Genomic DNA, 14,748 nt, shown 5'->3' with positions numbered 1-14,748 from the left:
CCTAGTTTTGTTTTACGTTTGCGGCATGAGTGATGCGGCCCGGTTGTTGCGCCTTCTGTCGTTGCTGCAGACGCCGCGCGAGTGGCCGGGCAGCGAGCTCGCGGCACGGCTGGAAGTCACACCGCGGACGGTGCGGCGCGACGTCGACCGGTTGCGCGACCTCGGCTATCCCGTCGAGGCCTCGATGGGAGTGCTCGGCGGGTACCGGCTCGGCGCGGGCGCGGCGATGCCTCCGCTGCTGGTCGACGACGAGGAGGCCGTCGCCATCGCGGTCGGGTTGCGGGTCGCCGCCCGCCAGCCGGTGGCGGGCATCGCCGAAGCGTCCCTGCGCGCGTTGTCGAAGCTGCAGCAGGTGCTGCCGCCCCGGCTGGCCAGGCGGGTCGCGTCGCTGACGTCGGCCACCTCCGCCCCGGTGTCCCCCGCCTCGCAGGTCGACCCCGGCCAGCTGACCACGGTCGCCGGCGCGGTCACCGCTCGTGAACGCGTGCGGTTCACCTACGTGGCCAACGAGAACGTGGTCTCGAAGCGGCACGTGGAGCCTGTTCGGTTGGTAGCGCTGGGCCGGCGCTGGTACCTCCTCGCCTTCGACGTGGATCGGGACGACTGGCGGACGTTCCGGCTGGACAGGGTCTCGTCGGCGGTGGCGACCGGTGCGCGCTTCGCACCCCGCGTGCCGCCCGGTGGGGACGCGGCGGCGTTCGTGACGCAGAAGATGTACGACACGGCGCCCACGTTCTCCGCGCGGGCGATCCTGCGGTTGCCGGTGGAGCTCGCGCGGGCCCGGCTGGCGGACTTCGCCGGTGAGCTGGTGGTGTTGGACGACGGGTCGTGTTCCTGGCGCAGCGCTGAAGACACCGTTGAGTACCTGGCGTTTCGCCTCACCTCGCTGGGGTGTGAGTTCGTGGTGGAGGGGCCGGAGGAGTTGGTCGTGCACCTGCGGGGGTTGGGTGAGCGGATCGGGCGGGCGGTGGGGCGGGCTGGGAGCGGAAGCGCTGGCGGGAGGTAGGCGGGGCCTGGGTGGGCCGGCAGGCAGGAGTGGCGGCAGGCGAACGGGAAGTGGTCGCGGGGCGGACGAGCGAGACGCGTCAGGCCACGGGGCAGGTGGGTGGACGGACGCGGCGGCAGGCAGAGCTTGCGGACGCGCCGCGAGCGGTGCCGGCACGAACCGGCCGGCCCGAAGCGGAGCCGACCAGGCGTAGCCAGCCAGGCGAAAGCTCGGCCAGGCGAAAGCTCGGCCAAGCGAAGCTCGGCCAGGCGAAGACCAGCCAGAGGCGAAGCCCGACCAGAGGTGCAGCCTGGCCAGAGACGCAGCCGGCCAGAGGCGCAGCCCGACCGGACGCGCAGCCCGGCCAGAAGCCCGGCCGACCCTCATCCGCCTGGCGGCCCCGCTCTCACCCCCAGCACCGGCTGCCCTCCCACCACGCCCTCGTACGACCGGTCCCAAGGCCACCGCCCCGCCTCGTCGGCGTGCACGAGCTGCAGCGCCTCGATGCCCTCCCCGTACAGCCGCGCCGACACCAGCAGGTGCGCCCACGGGCGGGCCACGCGCACGACCTCCAGCAGCGGGCCGCCCGGCACGGTGAAGCGCTTTCCCACGGCGGGGAGGCAGCTGTGCGCGAGGTGTTCGGCCATGTCGTCGAGCAGGCGGCCCGCTTCCAGGACGGGCATGCCCGTGACGACGAGTTCCGGGAGGCCCTGGGGGCTGAGGCCGACCGTGTAGGCCCAGGGCGGGTGGGCTCGGTCCCGTTCCACCGCCTGCACGGCCCAGCCCCTGGCGGCGATGCAGCGGCGCAGGGTGGCCAGGTGTTCTTCCATTCGGTCGGCGGGGTGGTCGCAGTCCCAGCACATGGCGGTCTCCTCGGATCGGTGGTGGATCCAGTGTGCCGAGGAGCACCGACAAGATCGTTTGAGCGATTCGTTGACAGAAAGTTGACAAACGATCTGTGGGCCGTCTGGATCGTTAATCTGCGACGCACGGAGGAACGTGCATGCGCCAAAGAACGGCTCAATCCGAAGAGGCACAGGGACACCGCCCTGCCGGGGGCTGCGGGTACTGAATGCGCATCGAACCCGGCAGCCCACTCGCGGACGCGGTCAAGGCCGCGCGGTCCGCCGCACTGCGCGGCAACGTGCTCGGTGTCGACCTCGCCTACGCGAAGGCCGCGAAGATCAGTCCCGCTGTGGCTCACGACCACTGCTCGACCCTGCTCAACCTCGGTGCGATCACCAAGGCCGCGCAGCGCTGCGACGAGTACCTGAGTGCGGGCAACGACACCACGTTGCGGGTGCTGCGAGCCCAGATCCGCAGTGCCGCAACGGATCACACCGCCGCCGAGCAGGACGTGCGCGAGCTGCGGCGGCTCAAGCTCACCGAGTTGGAACAGGCGCGGCTCGCACGGGTCGCCGCGCTGGCCGCCGCCGACTTCTACGACTACCCCACCGCCGAGAGCGAGCTCGACGCCGCCGAACGCCACTTCCGCCGTGCCGGGCGTCCCGAGTACCTGGAGCACATCGGCCGCGACCGGCTCCTGCTGGACGTGCGCAGGGGCACCCGCGTCGCGAAGCTCGGCGACCGGATCGCCCGCACGCCGATCGAGTTCCTGCAACGGGCCGCCGCGCTGCGCCGTGAGGTCCGGTACGAGGAAGCGCTGGCGTTGATGACGAGGTGCGTCACCAGCTACCAGATCGAGGCGGCGCTGAGGTTCGCCGTCCTGTACGAGCTGACGGTGCTGCTGGTCATGACGCGGCAGGCGGGCGCGGCGCGCAGGCTCTTCCCGCTGCTGGTCGCGGCGGCCGGTCCGGAGGTGGTCTCGCGGCTCCCGGACGCCACGCAGGCGCTCAGCCCTGAACGCAGGCTCTCCCACGTCCGCCGGCTGATCGCCGAGGACGAGCTGCTCAAGGCGGAAGGCATGCTGGGCGAGGGGAACTCCCCGCTCTGGCACCTGACGGCGGCCGAGCTCGCTCACGCACAGGGGCAGCTCGACCAGGCGGTGCTGCACTTCGAGGTCGCGAGCCGGTCCGGTCACGCCGAACTCACCGCGCTGGCGTTGCGCGAGCTCGGTGACACGTTCGCCGACGCGGGAAAGGAGGACCTGGCGGCACAGCACTGGGAGGAGTCGCACCGGATCGAGGACACCATCGCCGACCACCGCGACAGCCCCAGCGTCAAGCTCCGGATGCTGCGCGCCGCCCCCGGTGTGCGGGACGGCCGGGTGCGCGCCGCGGCCCGGCGCGTGCACCGCGAGGGCGACAGGGCGTTGCCGGGACTGGTGGTGGCCGTCGAGGCGGCCAGGGGTACGCCGGTCCTCCCCCACACGCGCGAGCTCCCGAGCTTCACCGACCTGCGGGCGGCCCGGCGCTGGCTCGCCGCCGTCAGGAGGCACCTGCCTGGGGACCAGGTCGTGTGGATGATGCACGCGACGCCGGACCGGCTCCACCACCTGATCATCGGCCGCCGTGTCACGCACGTGACCACCGACGTCCACATAGGCGACCTCACCGACACGATCCGCCGCCTCAGGGCGTGGAAACCCAAGTACGACAAGGCGATCCTCGGCGCTCTGCTCGTCGAGCTGGCCGGCCTGATCGCGCTGGACGACGTCGTGAAGGCCCTGCCGCCCAAGGTCACCAGGATCGCCGTCGTGGCGGGGGACGTCCTCGCCGACGTCCCGCTGGCGGGCCTGCCCGTCCCCGGCACGACCGACTTCCTCGGCCTGACCCACGCGCTGTCCAGCCTGCCGTGCCTGTCCGCGCTGCGACCGCTGCAACGGCGCTCCCGCAAGCAGCGAGGCGACGAGACCGCGACCGTCGCAGAAGCTGCTGAACTGCAACGAATTCTGAGAACCACCAGCTTCCAACGCCTCCGCATCAACGCCCACGGCATGCACGACCGCATGAACCCCGACCAGTCGTGGCTCCAGTTCGACGACGGTCAGGTGTCGGTGGAAGCGTTGGCAAAACTGGACTTCAGCGCGTTCGGAACGGTCGTGCTCGGCGCCTGCGAGTCCGGGATGGCGCAGCAACGCGGCCGTGACGAACGGACCGGGTTCGTCCGCGCGGCCATCACGGCGGGTGCGGCGGCGGTCGTCGCCGCTCGCTGGAAGGCCGAGGGCGAGGCCGCGCGCAAGGTGCTCGACGCGTTCGACCGCAACCTGGCGAGGTTCCCCCGGGACCGCGCCTTGCAGCACGCGCTGGGAGAGGTCGCCGACCGGCACCCGGCCGACTGGGCGTGCTGGTCCCTGCACGGCGACGCGGGCGTGCAGACCTCAGCGGGCCCGCTGCGCAGACGACTCAGGAAGAACGGAGACCCAGTGCCGCTCGAGACCCGTCCCAAGGTGTTCCTGTCGTTCGCGGGGAAGGACCGCGAGCACGCCGAGCGGCTGCGCGCCGAACTGGAGGCCCGCAACGTCAACGCCTTCCTGGACGAGAACGAGGTCGAGCCCGGCGGCAACGTCGCCGCCGCGATCGACGAGGCGCTGGCGACCTCCGACTACTACGTGCTGCTGTGGTCGGCGAACACCCCTCAGCGCGAGTGGGTCGCCGGGGAGTGGACAGCGGCGTTCAACCTGGAGATGACACGCCGCCGCGCCTTCCTGTTCCTGGTCCGGCTGGACGAGGAACCGCTGCCGCCGCTTCTCGCGCCGCGCAAGCACATCGACCTCGTGGACGCCGCCGACCGCCTCGTCGCGGTGTGGCGCTCCGACCGCAAGTCCGAGCTTCCCGTGTTCCCGCAACCCGTTCCGCCGACGCCGGGCGGCCCGACCGCCGCGATCTCGGTGCGCAGCCACGACCTCGGCACCACGCACGTCGTGATGACACCGCTGCACCTCACGGGCGCCGCGCTGTACCGGGCGGTGTTCGACGCGCTGCAGCTCCCGACCGAGCAGGTCACGTTCGACGGCACGATCGGGATGCGGTTCAGCTACGAGCTGTACCAGCAGAACGAGCCGATCCCGGACGACGAGTCCGTTGTGGAGCTGGCGTCCGACGTCGTGGACATCGCGGTCCGCGTCGAGTCGATCGGCGCCTCCGCCGACCGCGGCGAGGACCACGACGAAGGCTTGGAGGTCGACCAACAACGCATGCTGCTGGTCGCGGCCTTCCGTCACCTGCTCCCCTAGGTTCCGTCGATCGGGTGAATTCCCTTCCCGCTGTCAGCCTTCGCTGGTGTCAACGCCTGTAACCGGTGAAGGTCGCCCCAGGGCGGTTAACGACACGAGCGGACGCTGAAGGGGAAGGCCGTTGAGCGCACCGGATCAGGGCTTCGCGGAGTTCTTCCGCGAGTGCCGGCCAGTGCTGACCAGGACGTTGACGGCTCTGAGCGGCGACACCCGTGTCGTCGAGGACATCGCGCAGGACGCACTGCTGATCGCACAGCACCGGTGGAGCGACATCCACGCGTACGACAAGCCCGAGGCGTGGGTGCTCAAGGTCGCGATACGGCTCATGCGGCGCTGGCAGCAGCGGTACGCGCACGAAACACCGCTGGCCGAGGTGCCGGAGGTAGTGCGGCAGGCCCACGACGTGGAGGCGCTGCATTCGGCGTTGCGCGAACTCTCCCCCAGGCACCGCGAGACCGTGGCGCTGCACCACCTGCTCGGCTACTCGGTCAGCGAGATCGCCGCGGTGCTGGTGGTCGGCGAGTCGACCGTGCGCACGCACCTCACCCGCGGCAGGGCCGAGCTGCGAAGGATTCTCGGAGGCAGTGATGAGTGAGCTGCTGGACCGGTTCGAGCTCGACGACGCGGTGGAGCAGATGTACCGCGCGGGTGAGGCCGCCGAACGGGCAGGTCGGCTGCGCGAGGCGGCCGTGCACTTCCGGGTCGCCGCCGACCAACGCCTCGGCGACGCCGCCGTGCGGCTGACACGCGTCCTGTTCGCACTCGGCGAGACGACCGAGGCCGCGCAGTGGTGCGCGGCCGCCGTGCGGGACGGGTTCACCGAGGCCGAGGACCTGGTCCGCGAGAACTCCGAGGAGCGGCAACGGTTTCTGGAGCACGCGGCCCGCATCATGGTCGGCGCGCCCACGTTCGACTGGCTGCCGTCAGGGATGCCGGCCCGCCGCATCCCCACCGCGGAGATCACGAGGCGCACTCGGGCGTTGCGCGCACTGGACCAGCGTTATGGCGGAATCGCCTGCCACACCTCGGTTCTGGAGCACCTGGCCGCCGTCGAACCGATGGTCGTCGTGGGCGACGCTCCGACGTGGACGGCCGTCGCCGAGGTCTGCGAGCTGGCGGGCTGGACGGCGTTCGACAGCGGCCTGCCGGGCACCGCGCTGCCGCACTTCGCCCACGCCCTGACGTTGGCGCGTCAAGCCGAGAACGAGTCGCTGATCGCGTCCGTGCTGACCCACGCCGGCCGGATGTTCCTGCACCACAACGCACCCGACGACGCGCTGAAGGCCTTCCAGCTCGGTTTCGTGGCGGCGCACAACGCGTGGGCCGACCGGCGCGCGCTGGACGATCCCCCGCAGGCCATCGCGTCACTCACCACGAAGGTCGGTACGTACGGCGAGGGCCGGTCGCGCACGCTCGCGCTGACGGCGCTGGCCCGCAACCACCTGGCGCTGGGCGACGAGGTCGCGGCGACCGAGTTCGCGGCGCAAGCTGTGGCATCCGCGCGGAACCTGCGTTCGACGCGCGCCGACGACCACCTGCGCTGGCTCGATCAGGAAGCCCGAGCCGCGGGCGCATCGGTGCTGGCAGAACAGATCTCGGCCCGTTCCGCGCGCTCCGGCTGACGCTTTCACCCGATCCGGGCCGATACACGCGTGCGTGCATGCGGGTAAGTTTCGCACCATGGCCGAGCCTTTCTCGTGGGTGCCCGCAGGGATCAACACGGACGTGCCCAGCGCGGCACGCGTCTACGACTTCCTGCTGGGAGGTGGCCACAACTTCGCGTCGGACCGCGTGGTCGGCGACAAGGTGCTGCAGATCCTGCGCGACGGCCGCGCCATCGCCGCGTCGAACCGCTCGTTCATGCGCCGCGCCGTCCTGCTGATGATGGAGCAGGGCATCACGCAGTTCCTCGACCTCGGCTCGGGCATCCCCACGGTCGGCAACGTCCACGAGATCGTGCAGCAGGAGAACCCGGACGCACGCGTCGTCTACGTGGACTACGACGAGGTCGCGGTCTCGCACAGCCAGCTCATCCTGGAGGACAACGCCAACGCGGGCGTCGTCCAGGCGGACATGTGCCGCCCCGACGACGTGCTGTCGGACCCGGTCGTGAAGGACCTGATCGACTTCTCGAAGCCAGTCGGCCTGCTCATGGTCGCCGTGCTGCACTTCGTCTCGAACGACAAGGGCCCGGCCGAGGTCGTCGCCCGCTACCGCGACGCCATGCCCGCGGGCAGTCTGATCGCCCTGTCCCACCTCACCGCCGACTTCAAGCCGGACGAGATGGGCGGAGTCGTCGAGGCCATGAAGCACAGCCGCGACCCGATGTACTTCCGCGCGCTCACGGAGTTCGAGCCGATGTTCGCCGGCATGGAGGTCCTCCAGCCGGGCGTCGTCCCGGCGCCGCAGTGGCACCCGGAACTCGGCCCGGCCGGAGAAGGCGGCCCGGAGGACGTCTACGTGGGCGTCGGCCGCAAGGTCTAGCGGAACTTCCAGGCCTGCGCCGCGGAACCGTTGCAGGTCCAGAGGTTCAGGCGCGTGCCGGGAGTGGTGGACGCACCGGGGTTGTCCAGGCACAGCCCCGACTGCGGGTTCTGCACCGAGCCGTCCGACCGCACGCGCCACTGCTGCGCGCCCGTGCCGTTGCACTGCCACAGCTGGACGACGGTGCCGTTGGTGGTGCCGCCGTTGTCGACGTCGAGGCACTTGCCGGCGATGGTGATGGTGCCGTCGGCGACGACGCGCCACTTCTGCGCGTAGGTGTTGTTGCAGGTCCAGATCTGGATCGGGTTGCCGTTGGCGGTGCCGCCCTTGTCGTTGTCCAGGCACAGCCCCGAGGGCAGTTCGACGGAGCCGGTGCCGGACGGGTGGCGTTCGGCCGGGAGTGATGGCGTGTTCAGGTGGTAGAAGTCGACGGCCAGGTAGTTCGGGGTCTTGCGGGCCGCGGGCTCGCAGAAGCGCTGTGCTCGGTTGACGGTCTTCGCGTTGTCGGTGATGACGGTGCCCTGCATCGGGACGTCGCGGAAGTGGTTCATCACGTACAGCGGGCGGAAGTTGGTCTCCGTGGCGGTGAGGGGCTTGTCGCCCCAGCGGGAGTAGCAGGACCAGTCGCTGTTGCCGACGCCCGCGCCCATCGACCAGTAGTTCTCGACGGTCCAGTCGCGCTGGTAGAGGACGCCGGAGTCCTCGCGGCCGTCGCGGCCGTGCGAGGTGAAGATGAGCAAGCGCTTGCCGGAGGCCCTCATCTGCGACAACGTCGGCCAGCCGTTCTCGCGGACGCCCTCCGCGCGGAACAGGACGTCGTTCAAGCCTCGGACGCGGGCCAGTTCGGAGCGCAGGACGTCGGCCGAGACGTAGTCCTCCAGGAAGACCGTGACGATCTCGGTGGGGCGTGACTTCAGGAAGTCGACCATGCGCTGGAGGTCGACGTTCAGGGCGACGGGCTTGCTGACGGCCGTGCAGCTGTTGTGGCAGAGGATGGCGCCGTCGGGGGTCTGGTGGATGTCGAGCATGAAGCCGCGGACGCCGTCGTTCAGCTGCTGCACGATGCCGCGGGACTGGTTCGGGGCGATGTTGGCGAACATGAAGCCGCCGTCGACGCCGTTCGCGTAGGCGTTGTGGGCGGTCAGGAACGTCATCTCGTCCAGGCGCGGGTCGGCGGGGGTCTGGACGCGGACGGGGGTGACCGGGGTGAGGAACCACGTGTCGTTGCCGGTGCCGACGCGGACCTGGTCGGTGCCGGACGCGATCAGGTAGCGGTCGGCGCCGGGGTCCTTGAACCGGTATCTGTCCTGGTCGTCGAGGATTCCGACCCACTGGGCGTCGGGGCTGGAGCAGCTGACCATCTGGGCAACGTCGCCGGAGCGGCCCAGGCACTGGCCGCCCTCGGAGAGGGTGCTGCCGTTCCAGGAGAACTGCTGGCGGTCCTCGTTGCCCTTGGGGCGGTGCTGCTGCACCGAGGAGCCGGAGACGGCCGCGTTCTGGCCGGTCACGGCGCTTTGCAGGTAGTAGTTGCCGTTGGGGGCGGCGGCCGCGTCGACGGGGACGAGCAGCAGCGACAACAGCGCGAGCACAGGGATGATGCGCATGAGGTGAAGGCTGGCTCATCGGCGTGAACATGAAAAGGATTCACACCGAAATCCGGCCGAACCGAGACCTCTGTGGCCCAGCCCACAGAAACTCGGTGCAGCGGATGGAGCAGCGAAGGGGGTTTCCCACTCCGCAAACGACCGCGACTGGAAGGGGGCGGCGTGGGGTTCGACCAGTTCGTCGCTGAACGGCTGGACCGGTTGCTGGGGTACGCCACAGCGATCACCTGCGACAAACACCTGGCGCAGGACATCGTGCAGAACGTGCTCTTGCGCGCGCAGGGCAAGTGGGAGCGCATCGGCGCGATGGACGCGCCGTACCTCTACGTGAAGCGCATGGTGACCAACGACTACCTGTCGTGGCGGCACCGCAAGGCCGCGCGTGAGATCGCCGTGGAACGCAGCGAGCTCGCCAAGCACGCGCCGGCGATGGCCGATCCGGCCGACGCGCACGCCGAACGCGAGGCCATGCGCGCACGGATCGCGATCCTGCCGCGCAAGCAGCGTGCCGCGTTGGTGCTGCGGTTCTACGAGGACTGCAGTGACGCCGAGATCGCACAGGTGCTCGGGTGCACGGAATCCACCGTGCGCAGCCAACTCTCTCGCGCACTGCAGACGCTGCGCACTCACGAACTCGCCCGGTCCGCCACCCTGGGGGTGCACTCATGAACGACCTGATCCGCCAGGCCATCGCCGCTGAGGCCGACGACCGCGTCGACTCCAGGACCGTGCTGGCCAACCTGCACAAGCGCAAGAAGGCCAAGCCGTTCGGCATGATCATCGGGGTCGCGACGCTGACCGTCGCGGCGGCGGCAGCGGCCGTCATCATCCCGACGACGATCAAGAAGACCGATGCTCAACCGGCGAGCCCGCCTGCCGACGGGGCGCAGAACGTCCTGCTGATCGGGACCGACGACCAGCGGATCGCGGACGCGATCGTGTTCGCCCGCTTCGAGGCCGACGGATCCGCGGCGATCATCTCGCTGCCGCGCGACATCTACGCCGGATCGAGCCCCGACAAGCTCAACAGCCTCTTCAGGGACGACCCGCGCAGGCTGACCGCGGCCGTCGAGGATCTCACCGGCGTGAAGGTCGACCACTACGCCGCCGTCCAGATGTCGGAGTTCGGCCGGGTCGCCACGGCCGTGGGCGGCATCGACGTGTGCTTGAACAACTACGTGCACGACCCGTACAGCGGCGCGCACTTCATGGCGGGCAGGCAGACGCTCGTCGGAGAGCAGGCGCTCCAGTTCCTGCGGCAGCGCCACGACCTCCCCGGCGGTGACCTGGACCGGGTCAGGCGCCAGCAGGCGTTCCTCACCTCGTTCGCCACGAAGATCACGAAGGACAACGCCCCCGAGCTGCTGCAACTGCTCGAACGGTCGATCGCGTACGACGAGGGGTGGGACCTGCTGAAGTTCTCGCAGCGGTTCACGGGGCCGGTGAAGGTCCGGAGCGCGACGCTGCCCGTCGGTGAGATGGCGCAACGCGGCGACATCACGGGGTACGAGCCGGACCCCGGTCAGTCGAAGCAGTTCGTCGCGGACCAGTTCGGCGGCAAGGGCTCGACGGAGACCGGCTGCGTGAACTGACGATCACTCGGATGGAGCATCAAGTCGCTCTTCTGCGCAGCCGATGACCTGCATGTAGCGCGCGAAACGGCCGCTACGATCAATTTGTGCGCGAACCACTTGAACGTGACTCCGAGATCGCGCACATTCGTGAAGCTCTGGACGCAGCCACCCGTGGTGAGGGTCGCGTCGTCGTCATCCAGGGCCGTGCGGGCATCGGCAAGACCAGGCTCGTGCACGAGTGCCGTGAGCTGGCCAAAGAGCATGGTTTCGGGCGACTCCAGGCCGTCGGTGACGCCCTGGAGAGCGCTATGGCGTGGGGCGTCGTCCGGCAGATGGTCGAGCGGTCGGTGTCGCGGTACTCCGGCGAGATCCGCGAGAAGATCCTCGCCGGGCCGTCCGGTGCGGCGCTGAAGGCCCTGGACGACGCCGCGCTCGACCCGAGTCAGGCCGAGTTGGCGCGCACGCTGCACTCGTTGTGGTGGGTCGCGGTGGACCTCTCCTCCACCCGGCCGCTGCTGATCACGGTGGACGACGCGCACTGGGCAGACCACTCGTCGCTGCAGTTCCTCGTCTACCTGTCCCGCCGGATCGCGGACCTGCCGATCGCGCTGGTCGTCGCGACACGGCCACCGATGGACAACGCCGGACCGCTCGCGCAGCTCAGCGTGTCCGCCGACCGGTTGCTGCCGCGCCCGCTCACCGCGGACGCGCTCAGCGCACTGGTCGGCGGGCACCCCGAGGTGATCACCGCTCTGCACGCGGCCAGCGGCGGAAACCCTTTCCTGTCAGGAGTCCTGGTCGACGAGCTCGCGGCGCTGGGGCTGCCGCTCGACGACGCGGCGACGGCGGAGAAGGTCGGCACGCTCGGGCCGAGCACGGTTTTCCGCGCCACGCTGGGAAGGCTGCCCGCCGACGCCGTGTCGCTCGCGGGCGCGGTCGCCGTTCTCGGCACGCACGCGGATCCGTGGCAGGCAGCGGAACTGGCCGAGGTCACCGACCTCACCGGCGCGGCCGAGGCGTTGACGGCGGCGAACGTGCTGATCACCGGTGAGCACCTGGAGTTCGTGCATCCCGTTGTGCGGGAAGCGGTTCTGACCGGTCTCGGGCCGATCGCGCGTGCCTCGCTGCACGCACGCGCCGCGAAGTCGTTGCAGGAACAGCACGCTCCGGCCGACCGGGTGGCAGCGCACCTCGTCCACGCTCCCAAGGGGACACTGCCGAACGCGGCGGAGGTGCTGCGCAAAGCCGCGTCGGCGTTGCTCGCGGCCGGCGATCCCCGCACGGCCGCAGGACATCTGGCGCGTGCGGTGGACGAGAAGCCCGACGACGCGGGACTGCGCGCGGAACTCGGGCGCGCGTTGCTGCGTCTCGGCGACGCGGTCAACGCCCAACGGCACCTGAAGGCCGCGGCACAAGGGCTTCCGGACGCGGAACTGGTGGCGGCGGCTGCCTCGGCAACGGCCGCGCTGGAGGGTCCGGCCGCGGCGATCGCGGAACTGACCGAGGCCATCGCGGCCCGTCCCGGCGGTGAGTCGAGGCTGCACCTGGAGGCACGGCTCGCGGTCTTCCGCTCGTTCCTGCCCGACCAACGCCGAACCGCCTCCCAGCACCTCAGCGCGTACGCGGGCCTCGCGGGCAGCACCCCGGACGAACGCACACTGCTCGGACTGCTCGCGCAGATGGGCCGCTACGAGGTGTGGCCGCACGACGAGGTGGCCACGACGGCGACGCGCGCGCTCGCGAACGGTGCGTACCTCGACGACGCGACGGGCAGCACGGACGCGATGGTCGCGTGGCTGGTGGCGTTGCTCGCGCTGATGGCCGCAGACGGCGTCGACACCGCGCGGCACGAGATCGAACGGGCCAGGCTGAAGGTCCGCCGGCACGGGTCGCCGATCGAGTTCGCGATGGTGGCGAACGCGTCGCTGTTCCTGAACTGGCGCTGCGGGAACATGCAGGTCGTCGAGGCGGAGGCCGAGGGAGCGCTGGCCGCCGTCGCGCACGAGGACCCGGTGTCCGAGGTGATCAGCCTGCGCGCGACCTCGACGCACTTCGCGGTGTACGCGGCGCTCGAACGGGGTGACGTCGCGGCGGCGAAGGCGTTCATGTCGGCGTTCGACGGCAAGCACGCCGACGCGCGGCTGACCATGCCGATGATCTGGCTGCACGAGGTGCGCGCGTTGATCGCACTGGCCGAGGGCGACGCACGGCGCGCGATGTCCGAGGCCTACCACCAGCGCGACGCGATGCACCAGGTGCACGTCGATCCCCCGACCATCCCGTGGCGTGCGCCGGCGACTCGGGCGGCGTTGCTGCTCAACCAGCACGAGCTCGCGCTGGAACTGGCCACCGAACAGCTGGAGGTGGCGCGCAGGTGGGGTGCGGCGACCGAGGTCGGCGCGGCTCTGCGGCTGCTCTCGAACGCGGACGCGCACTCACGGCTGGAGCTGCTGACCGAGTCCGTGTCCGTGCTGGAGCAGTCGCCGTCACGCCTGGAGCTCGCCCGCTCGCTGGTGGACCTGGGTGAGGCGCTCCGGGTCGTGCGCAGGCGGACGGACGCGCGCGAGCCGTTGCACCAGGCCATCGACATCGCCGAGAAGTGCGGCTCGGCGGTTCTGCGGACCCGTGCGGTCGAGGCGTTGGAGGCGCTCGGCGACCGGCCACGACGTCAGGTCGTGGTGGGGGCGGAGGCGCTGACGGCGTCCGAACGCCGGGTGGCCGACCTGGCGGCGGCGGGCAGGGCGAACAGGGAGATCGCGCAGGAGCTGTTCGTGACGCCGAAAACGGTCGAGAACCACCTCGGCCGCATCTACACGAAGCTCGGAATCGCAGGTCGCAGAGACCTCGCCCGCGTCCTCGCCTGAGACAGAGCGACGTGGGGGTGTCCCTGATACACCCAACTTTCCGGCAACGGGGTTGAGGGTTCTCCCCTCATGCCCTTGGGGGTCCGCCTCGGCGAATCTTGTGTCACCGCAGGGGAACACAAGACTCGAAGGGGACACAGAAATGATCCGCAACGCTCTGATCGCCGCCGCCGCTCTGACCGCCGTCGTCGCTCCCGCCACCGCGATGGCCGACCCGATCATCGGCACGCCCGCCCCGTGCATCGGCGCCTCCGACCTCGTCGGCCCGCAGTTCAACGTCAAGAAGTGCGGCGTCAGCGACGTGGACCAGCACCGCGCCGGCCTGGAGAGCAACGGCAACGCGTACTGCGGACCGGCGTCCCTCTACAACGTCCTGCACTACTGGGGTCACGAGAAGAACGCGCCGGTCGGCTGGCTGACCACGAAGGTCGGCAACCTCGACCCGAAGGACCCCGCCGACTTCAGCGTCATCACGAACTCGATCTGGCGCGTCGGCGTCGACGCGAAGTACAACGGCGGCACCAACCTCACGAACCTGCGCAAGGCGTGGGACATCGCCACCAAGCCCGCCCGCGACGCCGGCTGGACCACCTCCGCGGGCGCCGTGAGCACCCACGAGAACGCGGACTTCGCCGGTGACCTCGCGAAGAAGCTCAACGAGGGCCCGATCCAGCTCGTGTACGGCCGCTACAAGGCGGGCCCCACGACCGGTTCGCTGCAGCGCAGCGGTGGCCACATCGTCACCGTCGTGTCCGCGACCGGCACGTTCGGCGGCAACACGATCCAGCTGAAGCTGGCCGACCCCGGCCGCGCGGGTGACAGCGGTCAGGGCGACTACCTCTACACGCAGTCCGCCTACGAGTCGCTCGACGTCACCCTGACCAAGCGGTCCATCAAGGAGTACGTGCCGGTCAAGGACAACGAGAACACCCGCGAGGACGAGTCGCTCGAACCCGGCACCTACCGCACGGTGACGCGCTGGGAGCTGACCGGGCCGCGGTACGTCAGCGACACCACGCGTCAGATGGTCGAGGCGTTCAACTGGTTCGACATGGCCAAGTAAGCAACTGTTCTGAGGGCCGCATCCCTTCTGGGGTGCGGC

11 protein-coding genes are annotated in these 14,748 nt (G+C 70.2%); 9 read left to right on the top strand and 2 right to left on the bottom strand.

Annotated features, from left to right (window positions below; genetic code table 11):
• Nucleotides 1-25: 25 nt before the first annotated feature.
• On the top strand, nucleotides 26-1,006 hold the full coding sequence (locus ACFWN2_RS27250; protein ID WP_382432012.1) for a helix-turn-helix transcriptional regulator: 981 nt from the start codon (nucleotides 26-28) through the stop codon (nucleotides 1,004-1,006).
• Nucleotides 1,007-1,368: 362 nt separating this feature from the next.
• Here the strand turns inward: ACFWN2_RS27250 and ACFWN2_RS27245 are convergent, their stop codons facing one another.
• Nucleotides 1,369-1,848, bottom strand: a complete 480-nt coding sequence (locus ACFWN2_RS27245; protein ID WP_382432010.1) for a DUF4262 domain-containing protein — start codon at nucleotides 1,846-1,848, stop codon at nucleotides 1,369-1,371.
• Between the two features lie 209 nt (nucleotides 1,849-2,057).
• Between ACFWN2_RS27245 and ACFWN2_RS27240 the strand changes: the two genes are divergently transcribed.
• From ACFWN2_RS27240 to ACFWN2_RS27225, 4 genes are all read left to right on the top strand, one after another.
• Nucleotides 2,058-5,120, top strand: a complete 3,063-nt coding sequence (locus tag ACFWN2_RS27240; RefSeq protein WP_382432008.1) for a TIR domain-containing protein — start codon at nucleotides 2,058-2,060, stop codon at nucleotides 5,118-5,120.
• 121 nt (nucleotides 5,121-5,241) lie between these two features.
• On the top strand, nucleotides 5,242-5,715 hold the full coding sequence (locus ACFWN2_RS27235; RefSeq protein ID WP_382432006.1) for a sigma-70 family RNA polymerase sigma factor: 474 nt from the start codon (nucleotides 5,242-5,244) through the stop codon (nucleotides 5,713-5,715).
• On the top strand, nucleotides 5,708-6,742 hold the full coding sequence (locus ACFWN2_RS27230; RefSeq protein ID WP_382432004.1) for a hypothetical protein: 1,035 nt from the start codon (nucleotides 5,708-5,710) through the stop codon (nucleotides 6,740-6,742). The genes ACFWN2_RS27235 and ACFWN2_RS27230 overlap by 8 nt, the downstream gene beginning before the upstream one ends.
• A gap of 58 nt (nucleotides 6,743-6,800) precedes the next feature.
• Nucleotides 6,801-7,604: an SAM-dependent methyltransferase gene (locus tag ACFWN2_RS27225; protein ID WP_382432002.1), complete on the top strand. Its 804-nt coding sequence runs from the start codon at nucleotides 6,801-6,803 to the stop codon at nucleotides 7,602-7,604.
• On the opposite strand, the gene ACFWN2_RS27220 is transcribed toward ACFWN2_RS27225, so the two are convergent.
• Nucleotides 7,601-9,208: an RICIN domain-containing protein gene (locus tag ACFWN2_RS27220; RefSeq protein ID WP_382432000.1), complete on the bottom strand. Its 1,608-nt coding sequence runs from the start codon at nucleotides 9,206-9,208 to the stop codon at nucleotides 7,601-7,603. The genes ACFWN2_RS27225 and ACFWN2_RS27220 overlap by 4 nt on opposite strands.
• Nucleotides 9,209-9,370: 162 nt before the next feature.
• Between ACFWN2_RS27220 and ACFWN2_RS27215 the strand changes: the two genes are divergently transcribed.
• From ACFWN2_RS27215 to ACFWN2_RS27200, 4 genes are all read left to right on the top strand, one after another.
• Nucleotides 9,371-9,877, top strand: a complete 507-nt coding sequence (locus ACFWN2_RS27215; RefSeq protein WP_382431998.1) for a sigma-70 family RNA polymerase sigma factor — start codon at nucleotides 9,371-9,373, stop codon at nucleotides 9,875-9,877.
• The gene (locus tag ACFWN2_RS27210; protein WP_382431996.1) at nucleotides 9,874-10,800 is read left to right on the top strand and encodes an LCP family protein; all 927 of its coding nucleotides are present in this window, start codon (nucleotides 9,874-9,876) and stop codon (nucleotides 10,798-10,800) included. Before ACFWN2_RS27215 ends, ACFWN2_RS27210 begins: the two co-directional genes overlap by 4 nt.
• A gap of 86 nt (nucleotides 10,801-10,886) precedes the next feature.
• On the top strand, nucleotides 10,887-13,646 hold the full coding sequence (locus ACFWN2_RS27205; protein WP_382431994.1) for an AAA family ATPase: 2,760 nt from the start codon (nucleotides 10,887-10,889) through the stop codon (nucleotides 13,644-13,646).
• A 142-nt stretch (nucleotides 13,647-13,788) separates the two neighbouring features.
• A complete protein-coding gene (locus ACFWN2_RS27200; RefSeq protein ID WP_382431992.1) occupies nucleotides 13,789-14,709 on the top strand; it encodes a hypothetical protein in 921 nt (306 codons plus the stop codon).
• Nucleotides 14,710-14,748 lie beyond the last annotated feature (39 nt).

This window comes from Lentzea sp. NPDC058436 (assembly GCF_042721515.1).
GTDB lineage: Bacteria > Actinomycetota > Actinomycetes > Mycobacteriales > Pseudonocardiaceae > Lentzea.
This window is presented reverse-complemented; position numbering and strand designations above follow the sequence as displayed.

Excerpts from the sequence above, each read along its gene's own strand:
- ACFWN2_RS27225 (WP_382432002.1), top strand. The coding sequence starts at position 6,801 with ATGGCCGAGCCTTTCTCGTGGGTGCCCGCAGGGATCAACACGGACGTG.
- ACFWN2_RS27250 (WP_382432012.1), top strand. The coding sequence starts at position 26 with ATGAGTGATGCGGCCCGGTTGTTGCGCCTTCTGTCGTTGCTGCAGACG.
- ACFWN2_RS27200 (WP_382431992.1), top strand. The coding sequence starts at position 13,789 with ATGATCCGCAACGCTCTGATCGCCGCCGCCGCTCTGACCGCCGTCGTC.
- ACFWN2_RS27210 (WP_382431996.1), top strand. The coding sequence starts at position 9,874 with ATGAACGACCTGATCCGCCAGGCCATCGCCGCTGAGGCCGACGACCGC.
- ACFWN2_RS27240 (WP_382432008.1), top strand. The coding sequence starts at position 2,058 with ATGCGCATCGAACCCGGCAGCCCACTCGCGGACGCGGTCAAGGCCGCG.
- ACFWN2_RS27220 (WP_382432000.1), bottom strand. The coding sequence starts at position 9,208 with ATGCGCATCATCCCTGTGCTCGCGCTGTTGTCGCTGCTGCTCGTCCCC.
- ACFWN2_RS27230 (WP_382432004.1), top strand. The coding sequence starts at position 5,708 with ATGAGTGAGCTGCTGGACCGGTTCGAGCTCGACGACGCGGTGGAGCAG.
- ACFWN2_RS27245 (WP_382432010.1), bottom strand. The coding sequence starts at position 1,848 with ATGTGCTGGGACTGCGACCACCCCGCCGACCGAATGGAAGAACACCTG.